Origin of the sequence: Bariatricus sp. TF06-38A (genome assembly GCF_027690675.1) — a bacterium.
Taxonomy (GTDB): Bacteria; Bacillota; Clostridia; order Lachnospirales; family Lachnospiraceae; genus Allocoprococcus; species Allocoprococcus comes.
In genome coordinates this window covers 150,301-164,565 of sequence record NZ_JAQFCE010000003.1, presented here as the reverse complement: position 1 = coordinate 164,565, position 14,265 = coordinate 150,301, and the positions used below count along the sequence as shown (strand labels likewise).

Below are 14,265 nucleotides of genomic sequence, written 5' to 3'. Positions count from 1 at the left end.
TTACTCATCCTCCCTATCGTATGCTTTGATGTATACAAAATTCTCATTGTTTCGTTCTGTATGATAATCCAAATTCAGTGCCGCGTCAAGAAAATCCTTACCACCGGACTCCACTGCCTTCACCGTCATGCCAAGTGCCGCTTCCACGTCCTGCACCGTCAGATCATCCAGAAAGACCTCTTCTCCGCTTCGCAGCATATTGATTGGAATCTGCAGAGTATCTCCCAGATCCTCTCCTGCTTCTTTTCTCTCTTTTAACTGTGCCACCAGATCCTGTCCGGTAATCAGACCGGATACGGTGATCGTCTCACCAAAGAAATCATTACGGATGCAGGCAACCGTGATCTTTACTTTTGGAAATGCTTCCGTGATCCTGTCTGCAAATTCCTGAATTGTCGGATACGCAAGCTTTGCAGTCGCAATGGTAAATGTCCGTGCGATCCCTTCTTTTAACTTTGGATATTCTTCACTTTCCTGAAGCTCTTCAAAGGCATGGTAAAATTCATCCCGTAGAAGCCGCATCATGCCAACACCATTTTCCAGCTGGATATATCCGTCATAACGTCCTTCCTCTGGGAAATCCCGCTCTGCAAGGATATACCACTCGTCACTTGCATGGATAAAATGAAGTCCAAACTCGTCATACGCCTTCTTCTGATAGCTCTCGATCAGATCAATGACCTCTTCCGCTTCTTCTTTATCAAAAAGCTCCAGTGGATAAAGTCCCTCCCTGTATTTGGAAAGTCCTGCCGGAACCACTGACACACTCCGCATAAACGGCAGATACTTCATCAGATCTTCGATAGAACGCTTCAGCTCATCCTTATCATTAACTCCCTTGCACAGTACGATCTGCCCATTCATCTCCACATGTCCGGCATACAGATCATCCAGGAATTTCAGCTTTTCTCCGGCGAAACGATTGTGGAGCATCTTGCAGCGCAGCTCCGGGTTCGTTGTCTGCACAGAAATATTGATCGGCGCAAGCTGCATCTCGATAATACGGTCCACATCTTTCTGCTTCATATTCGTCAGGGTAATATAATTGCCCTGCAGGAAAGACAGACGGGAATCATCATCTTTAAAATACAAGGTCTCACGCATTCCCGGCGGCATCTGGTCGATAAAACAGAAAATACACTTGTTGCTGCAGGAACGGTAGTCGCTCATCAGACCATTTTCAAATTCTACGCCAAGGTCATCATCATACTCTTTCTCGATCTCCAGAAGCCATTCTTCCCCGTCCGGCTTGCGGATCAGCACTTCTACATACTCATCCTTGATCATGTAACGATAATCAAAAACGTCCTCTATTTTCTGGTTGTTTATTCGTAGAAGGACATCTCCCGGCTCGATCCCCATCGCCTCGGCAATTGAATCCGGGTAAACCTCACGGATCAGATGTCCCTGATACTCATTTTTCTTACTCAAATTATATTCCTCCCAAAATTCGGAATCGGAAACAAGACCTTTTCCAGGCTAGCTTCCTCTTTCATGTAATCCTCATATTTTTATCATAAACGACTTTTTCTGCAATGATTACATACTTTTTCATCATACCATAAAACTGAAAATTTCGGTAGGGATAAAATTCAGAAGCCTGAAACAGAAGCCTGAAACAAAAATTCACCCATAAATTCAAACGATACCTTTCATTCTCCAACCAAACACCGGGGAACGAAACCTTTTACGGTTCCATTCCCCGGTGTCCGGTTTGTATATATGGTTATCTATATACAATTTCCATATGCTTCAAAATAAAATATTCTATTTCTGATACCGCATGTTACAAGAAAGGCTTGCGGTCTTTTATTAGAAACGGCTAAATCAAGTTTCTCCTGTTCTTACGCGTATAAGTATTGTCGACTTCTATATAGTAGCATATCTGCGGTGTACTTTCCTAGTGGTAAAAAGGGAGATTCTTTTGCTACTAAAAATACCAGTTTGACAGCTTGCGAAATCCACCGAAATGTATCGAAAAATGTTTTCTTTCTCCGAATTCCTTTTAATTTTTCAAAATAAATTTTCTTCTTTGTAATATCTGTTTAAAATCAGAAACATGATTTTAGTGATTTTTTACAGAAAATCCGTTCGATTCTACACTGCATCCCCACGCTCTGTCACCAGCTCATATCCAACACTTGCTACTCGTCTCCCCATACATCCGCGACATTCTGCTGCCTCTTCACCGGTACAGATCTTGTTGTCATACAGCTCATACTGCTTCCGGTTCTTTACCGGTGAAAGATTCGGCATCACGACATTGGCTCCTGCCTGTAGCCCTTTCTCTCTTCCAAGCGGATCCATCGTCCCAAGTGCTGTCGTTGCCGGAAGAAGTACCTTCGGCAGCAGGATTCGGATCACAGCGAGCAAAAACAGTGTCATCTCCACACTTCCTGCCGGTTCTTTTGCAAACTGCGTATCATGATGTGGGATAAACGGTCCGATTCCCACCATCTCCGGCTGCAATTCTTTCAAGAATACCAGGTCTTCTGCCAGATCTTCTGTCGTCTGATAAGGTGAACCAACCATCATGCCAGCCCCCACCTGATAACCAAGTTTCTTCAGATCATACAGACAATTCTTACGAACAGCAAGGCTCATTTTCTCCGGATGTAGCTTCCGGTAATGCTCCTCATTCGCCGTTTCATGGCGAAGCAGGTAACGATCCGCTCCGGCTTCCCGGAATCTTTTATAACTCTCATAAGACTTCTCACCAATCGACAGCGTCAGCGCACATTCCGGATATGCCTCCTTGATTTTTTTAATAATCTCTACCATCCGGTCATCCGTATAATAAGCATCTTCTCCGCCCTGTAGCACAAACGTCCGGAATCCAAGCTCATACCCATTCTCACAGCATGCCATGATCTCATCCTCTGTCAGACGGTAGCGCTTTGCATTCGTATTACTCTTACGTATTCCGCAGTAATAGCAGTCATTCTTACAATAATTGGTATATTCGATCAGCCCTCTGGTAAATACCTTTTTCCCGTAATAAATCTCCCGGATACGGACTGCTTCCTCTTTCAGTCTCCGGACTGCCTCCGGATCTTCTGCACATTTTATCAATTCGACAAAATCCGGTTTCGTAAAATCCGGATTTTCAATGAATCTTTCGTAAACTGGTTTCATTTTCTATATTCTCCCTGCCTGGTTTTCTGTATCTTTTCTGAATTTATGGGCATTTGTCCATGAAATTATAAAATTTATTCTATCACACTTCGTCAGCCGCGGCAATCACTCCATCAATGTCTACGATTTCGTCAAGCGGAATCCGGTCCCCGCTCTGTAATACGATTTCATTCAGATAGGTGTCAATCCTCCGGATACATCCGGACTTTTTCTGGTAGGAGCCACCTTCCTTTTTCTGATCCGGTACAAAATATTCAAAATCCACTTCCCGTGGCTTCTGACTCTGGTATACTTCCCGTAAATACAGATCCAATATCTGTCTGCAATCCTCACTGAGTCTGCGTTTCCGCTCGGTCAGTCTTTCGGTCTCCCTGATTGCATCTTTATGTCCGGTCAGCGCTGCAAACGGGGCAAACTGCGCCGCTCTGTCCTCCCTTGACATCTGCGGATGTCTGACCGATACATGATGCGCTAAATGAATGATATCCTCATATCCTGTCATGCCTTATGTCCTCCGATCTGCTCATTCCGCGCTTTGGTAGTGGCTCCTTCCTGAAAATTAAGTCCCTTCAGAATTGCATTCTTCCCATACTTCTTCTTAATCGAAAGCACTGCCTCCTGCATCTTCTTCTCCCGTTCAAGCTTCTCATCCTGCTGCTTCTTTTCATTGCCTCCGGTAAAATCAGTAAACAGATCCAGTTGCCGGAATTCTGTCTTATCTGCCGCTTTCTTTTCATCCAATACGTGATTCGCTGCCATCGAAATCCGCCGCACCATCAAATGCGGATTCACAACCCGGTCATACAGTTCCATCACTGCATCGGTTATCATTCTCGCAGAAGCTGTATACTCTCGTAGATTCGCTGTTCCATGTGCATGCTTTGGAATCTTTCTTCCATACCGGTCCACTGTCACCTCCCCTGTATAACCTTTTCCACTTCTCAGATTCTCGATATCATATCCGACAGTCAGCACGATCTGATCCGTAACCAGATGCTTTTCTACAAGATCAAGTGTCAAAAGGTCCAGCATCTCTTTAACCACAATTTTCGCCTTTTGGGCATCATACGGGCAATGTAGTACTTGTCCTGCACCAACACTGTTATGCTCCGGCTGATACGCTTTTACATCTGCAATCGTACACGGTTCCCACCCCCAGGCATGATCGATCAGAAGTTCTGCATTCACACCGAACATTTTATACAAAAGCTCTTCGTTATAAAATTCATTCTCTTTTCCAACCGAGCATCTGGCAATATCTCCCATGGTATACAGTCCACATTGTTCCAGCTTTTTCGCATAGCCTCTTCCCACACGCCAAAAATCCGTAAGCGGTCTGTGATTCCACAAAGATCTGCGATAACTCATCTCATCCAGACTTGCAAACCGGAAACCATTCTCATCCGGTTCGCTATGCTTTGCCATGATATCCATCGCAATCTTCGCCAGATACAGATTCGTACCAATTCCAGCTGTCGCCGTAATCCCGGTCTGCTCATAGATTTCCCGCATTATCTTTCCTGCAAGTTCTTCCGGTGTCAGCCGGTAAGTATGCAGATAATCGGTAACATCCATAAAAACCTCATCGATTGAATAGACATGTATGTCTTCCGGTGCAACATACTTCAGGTAAATGTCATAAATCCGGGTGCTGTACTTCATATAGAGTGCCATCCTCGGAACCGCCGTGATATAATCCAGTGCAAAGCTTCGGTCTGCCTTTAATTCCCCGGTGTCACAGGATTGCCCGGTAAATTCATGTCCTCCATTTTTCCGCTTTCGCTCGTCGTTGATCTCCTTCACCTTCCGGACAACCTCAAAAAGTCTTGCCCTTCCCGGAATCCCATATGCTTTCAGCGCAGGAGAAACAGCAAGACAGATCGTCTTCGTTGTCCTCTCCGGATCGGCTACAACCAGATTCGTCGTAAGCGGATCCAAATTCCGTTCCTTGCACTCCACCGAAGCATAGAAAGATTTCAGATCAATTGCTACATAACTGCGTGTCTGCTCCGGCATTCGCTGCACCTCCTAACACTTCTCGAGAGAACATATGTTCTTTTCCCAATTATACTATATTTTTTCGCCGACCACAAGATTACAACTATAAATTTTTTATTTTTTAAGCAGTTGGATATTCAGATCCACATTTCCTTCAATCCCCGGCACGCTTCCTGTACTGGAATACTGCCACATACTGAACCTATACGGCGTCTGCGGAAGTTCTTCATAATCTGCATACCAGACCGGATAATCCAACAGCTTTTCCAGATCCAGTTCATACGCTTCCCACAGCATATTGCTGTAAATCATGGCATCATATCCCGCTTCTTCTATTTCTTTACAAAATACCTTCGCATTTTGGGTAAATTGTTCTCCCGTCACACCATCCGTCCGTGCTTCGTCTTCCAGAATATGCTCTGGGTCGTACACAACCGACATCTGAAGCTCCTGCCCTTTCAAATGTTCCAGAACAAAATCAGCCTCTTCCTTTGCCTCTTCTTCATTTACCGCCTGCGAGAAAAAATAAACGCCCACATCTATTCCAGCTTTTCTGGCATTTTCCATATTTTGTTCAAACTTCTCGTCTGCATTTAACGTACCTTCTTCACCATAGCCACGATATCCGATCCGCAAAATTGCGAACTCATAGCCTGCTGCTTTCACCTGCTCCCAGTCAATATCTCCCTGAAAAACAGATACATCTACGCCCAGCCTTGAAGTATATTTCTTATCCTCATAGCTGATCTTATTTTCATTTTTTACAAAAAGTGCTTTATTATACAGATTCTTCGCAACTGCTTCATTGATTTCCACCGTATAACGCTCTCCGTGTGCATCTACAAAATCAAGCGTATTTTTCTCATCTGTACTTTCCGCATTTTTTGCATCCGCAGAAGTTTCTGCTGTTTTCTTTCCAGAACATCCTGCAAGCAAAGCTACTAACATTCCGAAAATAATCCATTTTGCTGTTCTCATCTGATCTCCATTTTCTTCGCTGTATTTTCCGGCACTTTTATCACACCAAACCGCCACAAAAGGCTTTTTCTTATACTCCTTATAGTTGTTCTTCAAACTCTTCACAGCGCATAATCTCCTTCACCGCATCCGTCAGTGCATAAAACAAATACGCATCTTTCACTCTTGCTTCCGGATGCGAAAATGAGATGACAACAGATTTGCCATCTCTGAAATACCAGATTCCCCTTGAAGTCATTTTCCAGTCAACTTCTCTGTCCTTATAACATGCATCCATAAAAGCATACTCCGTGCCACAGCAAATAATAAAGTCTGCTTTATACAAATCAATCTGCTCCTTGATAATGTCATGATGATCAACTGCTGCCCTGTAAATTTCACCATTATTTGAAGTATGTCCACCAGAAGTTTTCTTCAAATTGACCGCTGCTATTTTCTTCAACTCCCTCAAGCGTCTCTGTTCATTGTCTATCTCCATCTCAGACCACGGAAATTCTTTTTCCCAGGACAGAATTCCTTCCGTCCAGCGTGCAATATTATCCCATGTCTGTGGTCTTCCACCCTCATAAACAAAATCCCGCAGGTCCCAGCTTTTTCCGCCATTTACTTCTTTTAAGATATATACGATCTTATATCTGGCATTTAAAAATACCTGCTCGCAGATCACTCCATCGGCTACAATACTGGCATCTTTTTCTCTTAATTTTTGAAATAAAAACTCTTCTCGTTCTTTAATCGACATAGCTTTTTCCTTCTCTTTCTAACAAATATCTGAAATTCAAATCCTTATAAACTATATCATTCTATTCTATATTTTCCAACTATCAATGGTAAACGCTCTTACTTCTCCCATTTTCTCATTTTCCAAACAGAATATCCATCCCAACAATATTTAAGTTGACACACCGAAGATTATAGCCGAAAATTATGTATATCAGATACTTAAAAATAACTGATAAGCAGAAAGGACTACTCTATGAGGGAATATGTATATTTATTTGAACTCGATTCAGTAAGAAAAACAGATGAAGAAATAATAGCCGGACAAAAAGCTTTATATAACGAAATTGTCAACAACGGAAATATTGTCGTGCTGACCTATAATCAATTAGTGGATTCCAGAGGATTTTTTAGTTTATTAAAAGATTCCGAATACCAGAAATATTTTATCAGACTTTTTGAAAATGGTGCAATCCGTATATCCCAGTATGGTGATATACGAAGTTTATCCCAGTATTTGATCAACTCTGTTGAATCAGAAAAACAATTTATCTATTCTGCCCTGCCTGTAAAATCTTCTCAAAGAAGACTTCTGTCCTTAATCAAACGAAGTTTATTATATTCAGATCTTTCTGAAATATTTGAGTATTCTACAGGTACAAATCGCTCCGAAAAAGAGCTGATCGAACTATTTGAAGAGCTTGTAGACGATGAAACCACAAGCCCGGAAAACTCAGAAGGAACTCAGAAAAAAAAGAAAATTTTAAAACAAAGTTCTTTATTCGATGAAGAAGCTGTCAACCATTCAAAAGAATCTGTCGTACAGGAAATGCGTAATATATTGCAAAAATTATATTGGCTGCTCTCAACCGTACTACGTTTGAGCGCATTACACGATATTTATATTCCTCCGAAAGCTCCCGAAGAATATAAAAAACTAAAAATGCAAAATATTATTACATTTGTAACAGAATTTGAAAATCCACAAGATCCATTATGGGATAAAGCGATCCATATTATAAAGAATCTCTCATGTTATCAAAATGGTAACAACGACCGATCTGTTTATTTACATAAAATAAAGCAAAAATTCAAAGAAGATGCATCCAAATGCAAAACTCCATATCAATATGCAGAGGCAATTATCAATATCTGCTATAATTACGCCTGCGAGCTAAGTATATGTAATGTTACAAAGCATTATGATGTAAATGAATTGTCCGAAAATTTCAGCGGTGAAAAAACAACTTTTCGTTCTGACTTTTTAAATCGTTTAAACCAAGACTGGCATGATGGGAATCTTGCTGATGAAAAATATTTATTAGATGAAACAATGTATTTTAAAGAATTTGAACAGCTGAAAGCTTTACCCAAGTTCAAAATAGCGGCTCGCTACACAGGATGGCAGACATTGCGGCCGGTGAAAAAAGAAATAAATCGGTTCCTATTTCATTAGTCCTTTCACCTGAACTAAAAAAATACATAAAATACCAAAAGAATGGGACTCATGCAGATTTATTTAAAAATTCTTCGATCTATCCGATTGCAGATGTGAATGATGAATCAATAACAAAAAATCTGATGCAGTTAGAAGAATTATATGGCTATAAATTCGGAGTCGTATATCAGAGTAATTTCAATACACTGATTGTAGATCCTATAAAAAGCAGTAATTCTGAAGCTCCGAAAAAGTTCTTTCCTTACGAACGAATTGTTTCACCAAACGGAAAAAACGGGGTTGTTATGATACCGAAATACAAAAATAACTTTTTATTGTTAAATCAGTATCGACACGCACCAAGAAAAATGCAGTATAGTTTTCCAAGAGGATTTTCAGAGGATAATTCAACTTCATCCGAAAATGCGGCAAGAGAGCTAAAAGAAGAAATCGGCGCAACCATCGTCAATGAGCCAATTCTGCTCGGAAACGTAATTTCTGACAGCGGACTTACAGGCAACAGGGTTGATGTATATTTGGTAGAAATCGAATCTTTTCAGCAAAACCAGCTAATTCACGAAGGAATTAAACAGATTATAGAAATTCCTGTCAATAAAATGGATGATTGGATTCGTCAGGGGAAAATCGATGATGGATTTTCTTTGAGCGCATATGCATTGTATCAATCACATATAAAATAAAATATTTAACGATAGCACCCGGAAATCAACAATACTTTGCAACTGACTTCTCCGAGTGCTATTTTTTCAAGGCTTACATATCATAGAAACAGCACACTGTTCCCTGCCGGATTATTCTCCGTGTAATGCTCGTAGATCAGATCAAGCAGGTTCTCCACTGGCGGACAATACTCCGGCTCCGTTTTCTTCATGTACTCTTCTAGCATTTCTTTCAATTTTTCTATAATGCTGCCATCCTTCCAAACTAAGATTCACATCCTCAGTTATGGCACATATTACTGCACACTTCTGTACATAGCGACCTAATTTTTGCGTTTTTTCGGATGACCCATCTTCTCCTTCACTTCGTCCGGCACATCGATTAGCCCGAACCGATAGAACATTCCGTATATGTAGGTCACGCCTCGAATATCGCCCAGAGCTTTGGGTCTCTCTACTACTTCTTCTTTAATATTCTTCAGTGCCAGCAGTACTGAACTCCATGCCAGGCTTTTACTGTTCTCCCGGCGGTCGATCCACAGTTCTTTTGTGTACTCGCCGTTCCTGCCCTTTTTAATTTCGTAAGAGAATGGCAACCCGGAGTAGGTCTTAAATTTTACTCCAGTATAGGCCAGAACCACACCCCAGAAGTTTTCTTCTGTTGGCTCATCCCTCCACCGCTTCATTGCTCTATATCTCCGTTGCCGCTCTGCTCCGACACTGATCTTTCCTTTTTCTGCTGTGCTTGTGAAGTACACACCTTTCCGATATGGCAGGTACGAGGTGACGGAGGCTTTGGAAAGTTTCAGGGTGTTTGCAGTTGAGAGTATGGAGGTTTTGTAGTCTTGTGTTTCACGGTATTCTTGAAAGGTAGCTTGCACCTTCCCCGCCACTTCTGATTCATACACACCGGCCGTGATGAGCAGCTTTCTTACTTTGATTGGATTTAATCCCAGTTCTTCGCCGATGGCCTGCAAGGACATCTCAGAATCATAAAGTGCCACAGCACTTTCCATCTGCTCTTTCAGATTTTTCCCGGCATCGTACTCTGGCTTCAGCTTCTTTCGGCCTCCACCGGACTTCCGAGATTTATACGCTCTTTTCTTTCCCATGCTTATTCGTGCAGCTCCAGCGGCAGACCATCCGGATCATGGAAGAAAGTCATCTTCTTGCCGGTATAATCGTCAACACGAATCGGCTCACATTCAATACCTACCTCCGCCAGCTCATTCACCGTCTGCTCCACACTCTCTACACAGAAAGCAAGATGACGCAGCCCACATGCTTCCGGGCGGTTCACACGCTTCGGCGGGTTTTCCTCAGCGAAAATCTCCAGCTCTATGTATTCATTGACACGCAGATCCAGTTTCCAGTCCTTACGCTCCGGGCGATAGTTTTCCCTGATAACAGAGAAGCCCAGCTTGTTCACATAAAAATTCTTTGCGGCTTCGTAGTCAGATACGATGATTGCGATGTGGTGTATTTTAGATAAGTTCATTTTTCTCATGCTCCATTTCTTTAAATTTTGTTCTTCTTTTATTTTCGTTATAAACTATACGGTAATCTTCAAAAAATACCGTGCGAACTCCTGGAGTTCAGTTTGTCCACACGGCATATCATCAAAACTTGATCACTTTCGACTCATGGGTGAAAGAACTAATGGTAGCCACACCATTCTTGAAGTAGAACACCTCAGTGTTGCCATCATCTACGGCATACATCTTCTTCAAACTCGGATAGGCATCCAGCATGGACTGTCTTGCTTCCACACGGTCATCCTCTACCAGTTCGCCAGCGACGCGAATCCACTCGCCGCCTTTGAATGCACACAACTCTGCTTTCGGATTGGCATGCAGCTGCTTGGAAACATCCTTCTTCTTGCCAGTCTGGATGTAAAGCTTGCCTTCAAAAATATGTGCCGTGCCAAACGGACGCACTCTCGGCTGGTCGCCTTCGACTGTTGCCAAGTAATATGTTTCAGCTTCTTTTAAGAACTTTACAATTTCTTCCATTTAATTCTTTCCTTTCCCACACGGTCGTGTGTGTTTTATAGTTTTATGGTTTTATTTCAGTTTTTCGAGGATCTCATCCGCACTCATACCGCTGGCTAATAATCTCTTGCTTCTCTGCGATCTGAGTTGCGTAGTCTTTGGTGGTATTGATTTTGGGACGGTTTTTGCTGCCTTTCGTTCTGGGCATCGTGATAACCTCTTTCCTTTAATTTCGTAATGAACCTCTTACCAGCTCACGATTTTCTCAATACTCAAATGAGCTTTCCATAAATATCAATACAACGTTGCTCTCTATACCGACGTTGTTCTGGATATTGGTGAATCATATTTCCAACAACATCTAGCAGATTACGACCGTTATATTCCGCATTTATTTCCTGTAAAACAGACGGACTGATTGGATAATTAATTTCATCCTTCTGAATTGAAACGCATTCACCATCAACCTGAAAAGCTGTAATCGCTTTCCTAAGATCATCAATTGTCGGAAACATTTTCTTATCTACCACGCCGTAATCGTACGCATACAGCAGGTCATCCTCCGAAAAGATTACTGCTTTTTGTATTGTATGTAGTATATCTAATGCTTTTCCAATACCTTCATACGGGAAAATCTTCTTTCCCTTATCCATCATCTCATAGACTCTATTAGATAACTCTTCTGTCTGTAAAAATCTTATTTTTTCAAATCTGTTATCACTCTGTAAAGGAGTCGCATTCATCATTGGCATAATGTACCCACTTTGATGATGACATCTCATAAGTGGTTGGTACCCAATTTGAAAAGCCATTCCATCTAGTTCCCCTGAATAAAAGCTGTATGGCTCTTCACGATGATCATTCAAATGACGCATGTGCCACTCGAAACTTCCACCGTTTAAATAATCTAGCACCCAGTTAGGTGAATGGAATATTACACCATATTTTGAATCTTCTGTTGCTTCGATATCTTTTTTTGTCAAAGGACGATAAGAATCTGTTTTATAGTCATACTTACACGTTGCAAAAAACAATGCAGTTCTAAAATCGTTTGTTAAATCCAACAGGCATGTGTCAAAACCATAATGTTGTGCCAACGCATCAATGTTAATATCACTCAATTTTGCTTCCCAATAGGGCACGACATCTATTTTCCATATAAACTTTGCGAATTGTAATGACCGCATTAAAGCAATTCCCTTAATGAGTTCACATTCATATTTGCTTTTTCCTTCTTGTCTCCTCCGAAGTGATGGCACAGATTTCAAGTACTGTTGATTTTCCCCTCTAAAAAAATGTCGATTACTATTAAATGTGATAATATCTTTACCAAAAGGCATTGAAATAACAGTTCCTCCGGTATTTTTTATCATTAAATCCTCGACAATCCAATCCAGTCTTACATCATCTTTATCTTTTTCCAGTCGTTTTTTTACAGTTTCTCTTATGCCGGCAGACCAATAATCTTCTTCCTTTGCTAATTTCAATAGATCATCAATCTCTGCACTGTCGATATCATGAGTTATATTTTTTAACGGATCAGGAAATAGCCATCCATTCTCATCAAATGAAAGCATTTTGTATCCCCCTAACACTTCAAGCATTTAGTTGCATTGAACAATTTTAAAGTCGTCTCACACTTAGCCGCCATATCAGCGTTGCCTACTGCTCACCACAAAGAGGTGTGTGATTCATTCGAGCAGCACAGGGAGCTTCCGCTCCCTGTATATCACAATTTCATTCAGTTTTACAGACGCTTTCTTACCTTCATGATTCCACAGTAACACACGCCGCCTAGCACTCCGCCGACTGTGTTATAGAAGATGTCTGATAGCTGGAATGTACCCAAGCGAAGCAATAATTGTAGCATCTCAATACTTACAGAAAAGATAAATGCTATTTTACCGCTTTGCCACAGTTTCTTCTTCCAGCCTTTCTCCAACTTTTCTTCGAATGTCCACATCGCTACCGCTGAAAACGGTACCATCATGATTACGTTCTCGATGCACTCGGTGGTCAGCTTCTGTTCGCCATTCACAGTCTCCCAGATGCCCCAGCCACCCATGACATCGGATAAAGGATTCATCCACAAATCGCGATTTAACAGAGTTCGGAATAGAATAAGTGAAGTCACGAACGCCAATAGAAACAGCTTCCGAAAGAATACACTCTCTTTGAATTTCTGATACCATGTCACTATGGCACTCTTCCATCCTTTACCTGCTGCGGAAGGTTCATACGCATACAGGTAGAAAAACATGGCTAGGAAGGAAAGCAGGAGTGAAAATCCAAATGGCTCATAGAGAGCAGTCAGGATGTTTGTGAGAATCTTTCCGAGTAAATCAATCGTTTCTTTCATCGCTGTTTACAGATCACTGAACAGGTCAGCCTTGTACACGCCGTTCTCCAGCATCTCCTTGAAACTGCCCTTTACTGCTGCGACATCTTCATGGTAGGTCATACCATACCATGTATCATTGGTTTTCAGAACCTTCACTGACATCTTTCCCTGCTCCAGCAGTTCGCCGATGAAGATAGGGATCAGATACTCTGCTTTCAGAGGATTGCCCGGGACTTCTTTCTCAAAGAACTCTTTGAAGCCTTCTTCCAGTACATCCAGAAAATCAGGAGTTAATCCCCACATATTCATGGATACCAGAGAATTTACATCGACAGCCACACCATCTGCCTCTGCTCCATTTGCAGTCTTTACAATGTTCTTGGTCTCCACAACTTCAGTCAAGTTGTTATCCTCATCCATCTTGCAGATACCACGGGTTACGCCACCGTTATCAGACAGCGTGTTCTTCAGAACGAAACCAGCCATGCAGGACTTGCCGCCATTCACCAGATACTCATGAACAGCCTTGAAGCCTTCCTTGCCATAGTAATCATCTGCATTGATTACAATAAAAGGATTCTTGATGACCTTCTTCGCTGCAAGGACGGCCTGACCGGTTCCCCACGGTTTTGTCCGGCCTTCTGGCAGAGTTCCCGGGATATCATTAATATCTTGGAAAGCATAGTCAACAGTTACATTATGAGAAGAGCAAATAGAGGCAATGCGATCTCCGATGACCTCTTTGAACTCCTTCTCGATATCCTTACGGATAATGAATACCACATGGTTGAATCCAGCTTCAATCGCATCATGGATCGAGTAATCCATGATGATATGTCCAGCATCATCCACTGGCTCCAACTGTTTGATTCCTGTTCCAAAACGGCTACCGATACCGGCTGCCATGATAAGTAATGTTGTGTTCATAACTCTCTCCTCTCTGTACTCGCAGTTTAATTTACCAATAAATATTATTCTAGGCTT

General features: G+C 41.8%; 14 protein-coding genes. 2 read left to right on the top strand and 12 right to left on the bottom strand.

Annotated features, from left to right (window positions below; translation table 11 throughout):
* The 6 genes from PG418_RS04630 to PG418_RS04605 form a co-directional block, all read right to left on the bottom strand.
* Entirely contained in the window at positions 1 to 1,431 is a 1,431-nt protein-coding gene (locus PG418_RS04630) for a DUF512 domain-containing protein (protein WP_211134071.1), read from the bottom strand.
* 666 nt (positions 1,432 to 2,097) lie between these two features.
* Positions 2,098 to 3,135: a [FeFe] hydrogenase H-cluster radical SAM maturase HydE gene (gene hydE, locus PG418_RS04625; protein ID WP_498837136.1), complete on the bottom strand. Its 1,038-nt coding sequence runs from the start codon at positions 3,133 to 3,135 to the stop codon at positions 2,098 to 2,100.
* Positions 3,136 to 3,217: 82 nt separating this feature from the next.
* A complete protein-coding gene (locus PG418_RS04620; RefSeq protein WP_498837135.1) occupies positions 3,218 to 3,637 on the bottom strand; it encodes a hypothetical protein in 420 nt (139 codons plus the stop codon).
* Entirely contained in the window at positions 3,634 to 5,151 is a 1,518-nt protein-coding gene (locus tag PG418_RS04615) for a Y-family DNA polymerase (RefSeq protein ID WP_498837134.1), read from the bottom strand. The genes PG418_RS04620 and PG418_RS04615 overlap by 4 nt, the downstream gene beginning before the upstream one ends.
* Before the next feature lie 96 nt (positions 5,152 to 5,247).
* Entirely contained in the window at positions 5,248 to 6,216 is a 969-nt protein-coding gene (locus tag PG418_RS04610; RefSeq protein WP_498837133.1) for a glycoside hydrolase family 25 protein, read from the bottom strand.
* Entirely contained in the window at positions 6,191 to 6,853 is a 663-nt protein-coding gene (locus tag PG418_RS04605) for a hypothetical protein (RefSeq protein WP_498837132.1), read from the bottom strand. The genes PG418_RS04610 and PG418_RS04605 overlap by 26 nt, the downstream gene beginning before the upstream one ends.
* Positions 6,854 to 7,087: 234 nt before the next feature.
* Between PG418_RS04605 and PG418_RS04600 the strand changes: the two genes are divergently transcribed.
* Both PG418_RS04600 and PG418_RS04595 read left to right on the top strand, forming a co-directional pair.
* Positions 7,088 to 8,287 carry a hypothetical protein gene (locus PG418_RS04600; RefSeq protein WP_498837131.1) on the top strand — a complete coding sequence of 400 codons (1,200 nt, stop codon included), beginning with the start codon at positions 7,088 to 7,090 and terminating at the stop codon, positions 8,285 to 8,287.
* On the top strand, positions 8,233 to 8,970 hold the full coding sequence (locus PG418_RS04595) for an NUDIX hydrolase (protein ID WP_498837130.1): 738 nt from the start codon (positions 8,233 to 8,235) through the stop codon (positions 8,968 to 8,970). Before PG418_RS04600 ends, PG418_RS04595 begins: the two co-directional genes overlap by 55 nt.
* Positions 8,971 to 9,272: 302 nt before the next feature.
* Here the strand turns inward: PG418_RS04595 and PG418_RS04590 are convergent, their stop codons facing one another.
* The 6 genes from PG418_RS04590 to PG418_RS04565 all read right to left on the bottom strand — a co-directional run bounded on the left by PG418_RS04590 (position 9,273) and on the right by PG418_RS04565 (position 14,208).
* Positions 9,273 to 10,061, bottom strand: a complete 789-nt coding sequence (locus PG418_RS04590; protein WP_498837129.1) for a hypothetical protein — start codon at positions 10,059 to 10,061, stop codon at positions 9,273 to 9,275.
* 2 nt (positions 10,062 to 10,063) lie between these two features.
* Complete coding sequence (gloA2, locus tag PG418_RS04585) at positions 10,064 to 10,447, bottom strand: SMU1112c/YaeR family gloxylase I-like metalloprotein (protein WP_498837128.1); 384 nt, start codon at positions 10,445 to 10,447, stop codon at positions 10,064 to 10,066.
* A 121-nt stretch (positions 10,448 to 10,568) separates the two neighbouring features.
* Positions 10,569 to 10,961, bottom strand: a complete 393-nt coding sequence (locus tag PG418_RS04580; RefSeq protein ID WP_498837127.1) for a pyridoxamine 5'-phosphate oxidase family protein — start codon at positions 10,959 to 10,961, stop codon at positions 10,569 to 10,571.
* A 251-nt stretch (positions 10,962 to 11,212) separates the two neighbouring features.
* Positions 11,213 to 12,517 carry an FRG domain-containing protein gene (locus tag PG418_RS04575; RefSeq protein WP_055296729.1) on the bottom strand — a complete coding sequence of 435 codons (1,305 nt, stop codon included), beginning with the start codon at positions 12,515 to 12,517 and terminating at the stop codon, positions 11,213 to 11,215.
* Positions 12,518 to 12,687: 170 nt separating this feature from the next.
* Complete coding sequence (locus PG418_RS04570) at positions 12,688 to 13,299, bottom strand: VanZ family protein (RefSeq protein ID WP_498837126.1); 612 nt, start codon at positions 13,297 to 13,299, stop codon at positions 12,688 to 12,690.
* A gap of 6 nt (positions 13,300 to 13,305) precedes the next feature.
* Positions 13,306 to 14,208, bottom strand: a complete 903-nt coding sequence (locus PG418_RS04565) for a sugar phosphate nucleotidyltransferase (RefSeq protein ID WP_498837125.1) — start codon at positions 14,206 to 14,208, stop codon at positions 13,306 to 13,308.
* Positions 14,209 to 14,265: the final 57 nt, after the last annotated feature.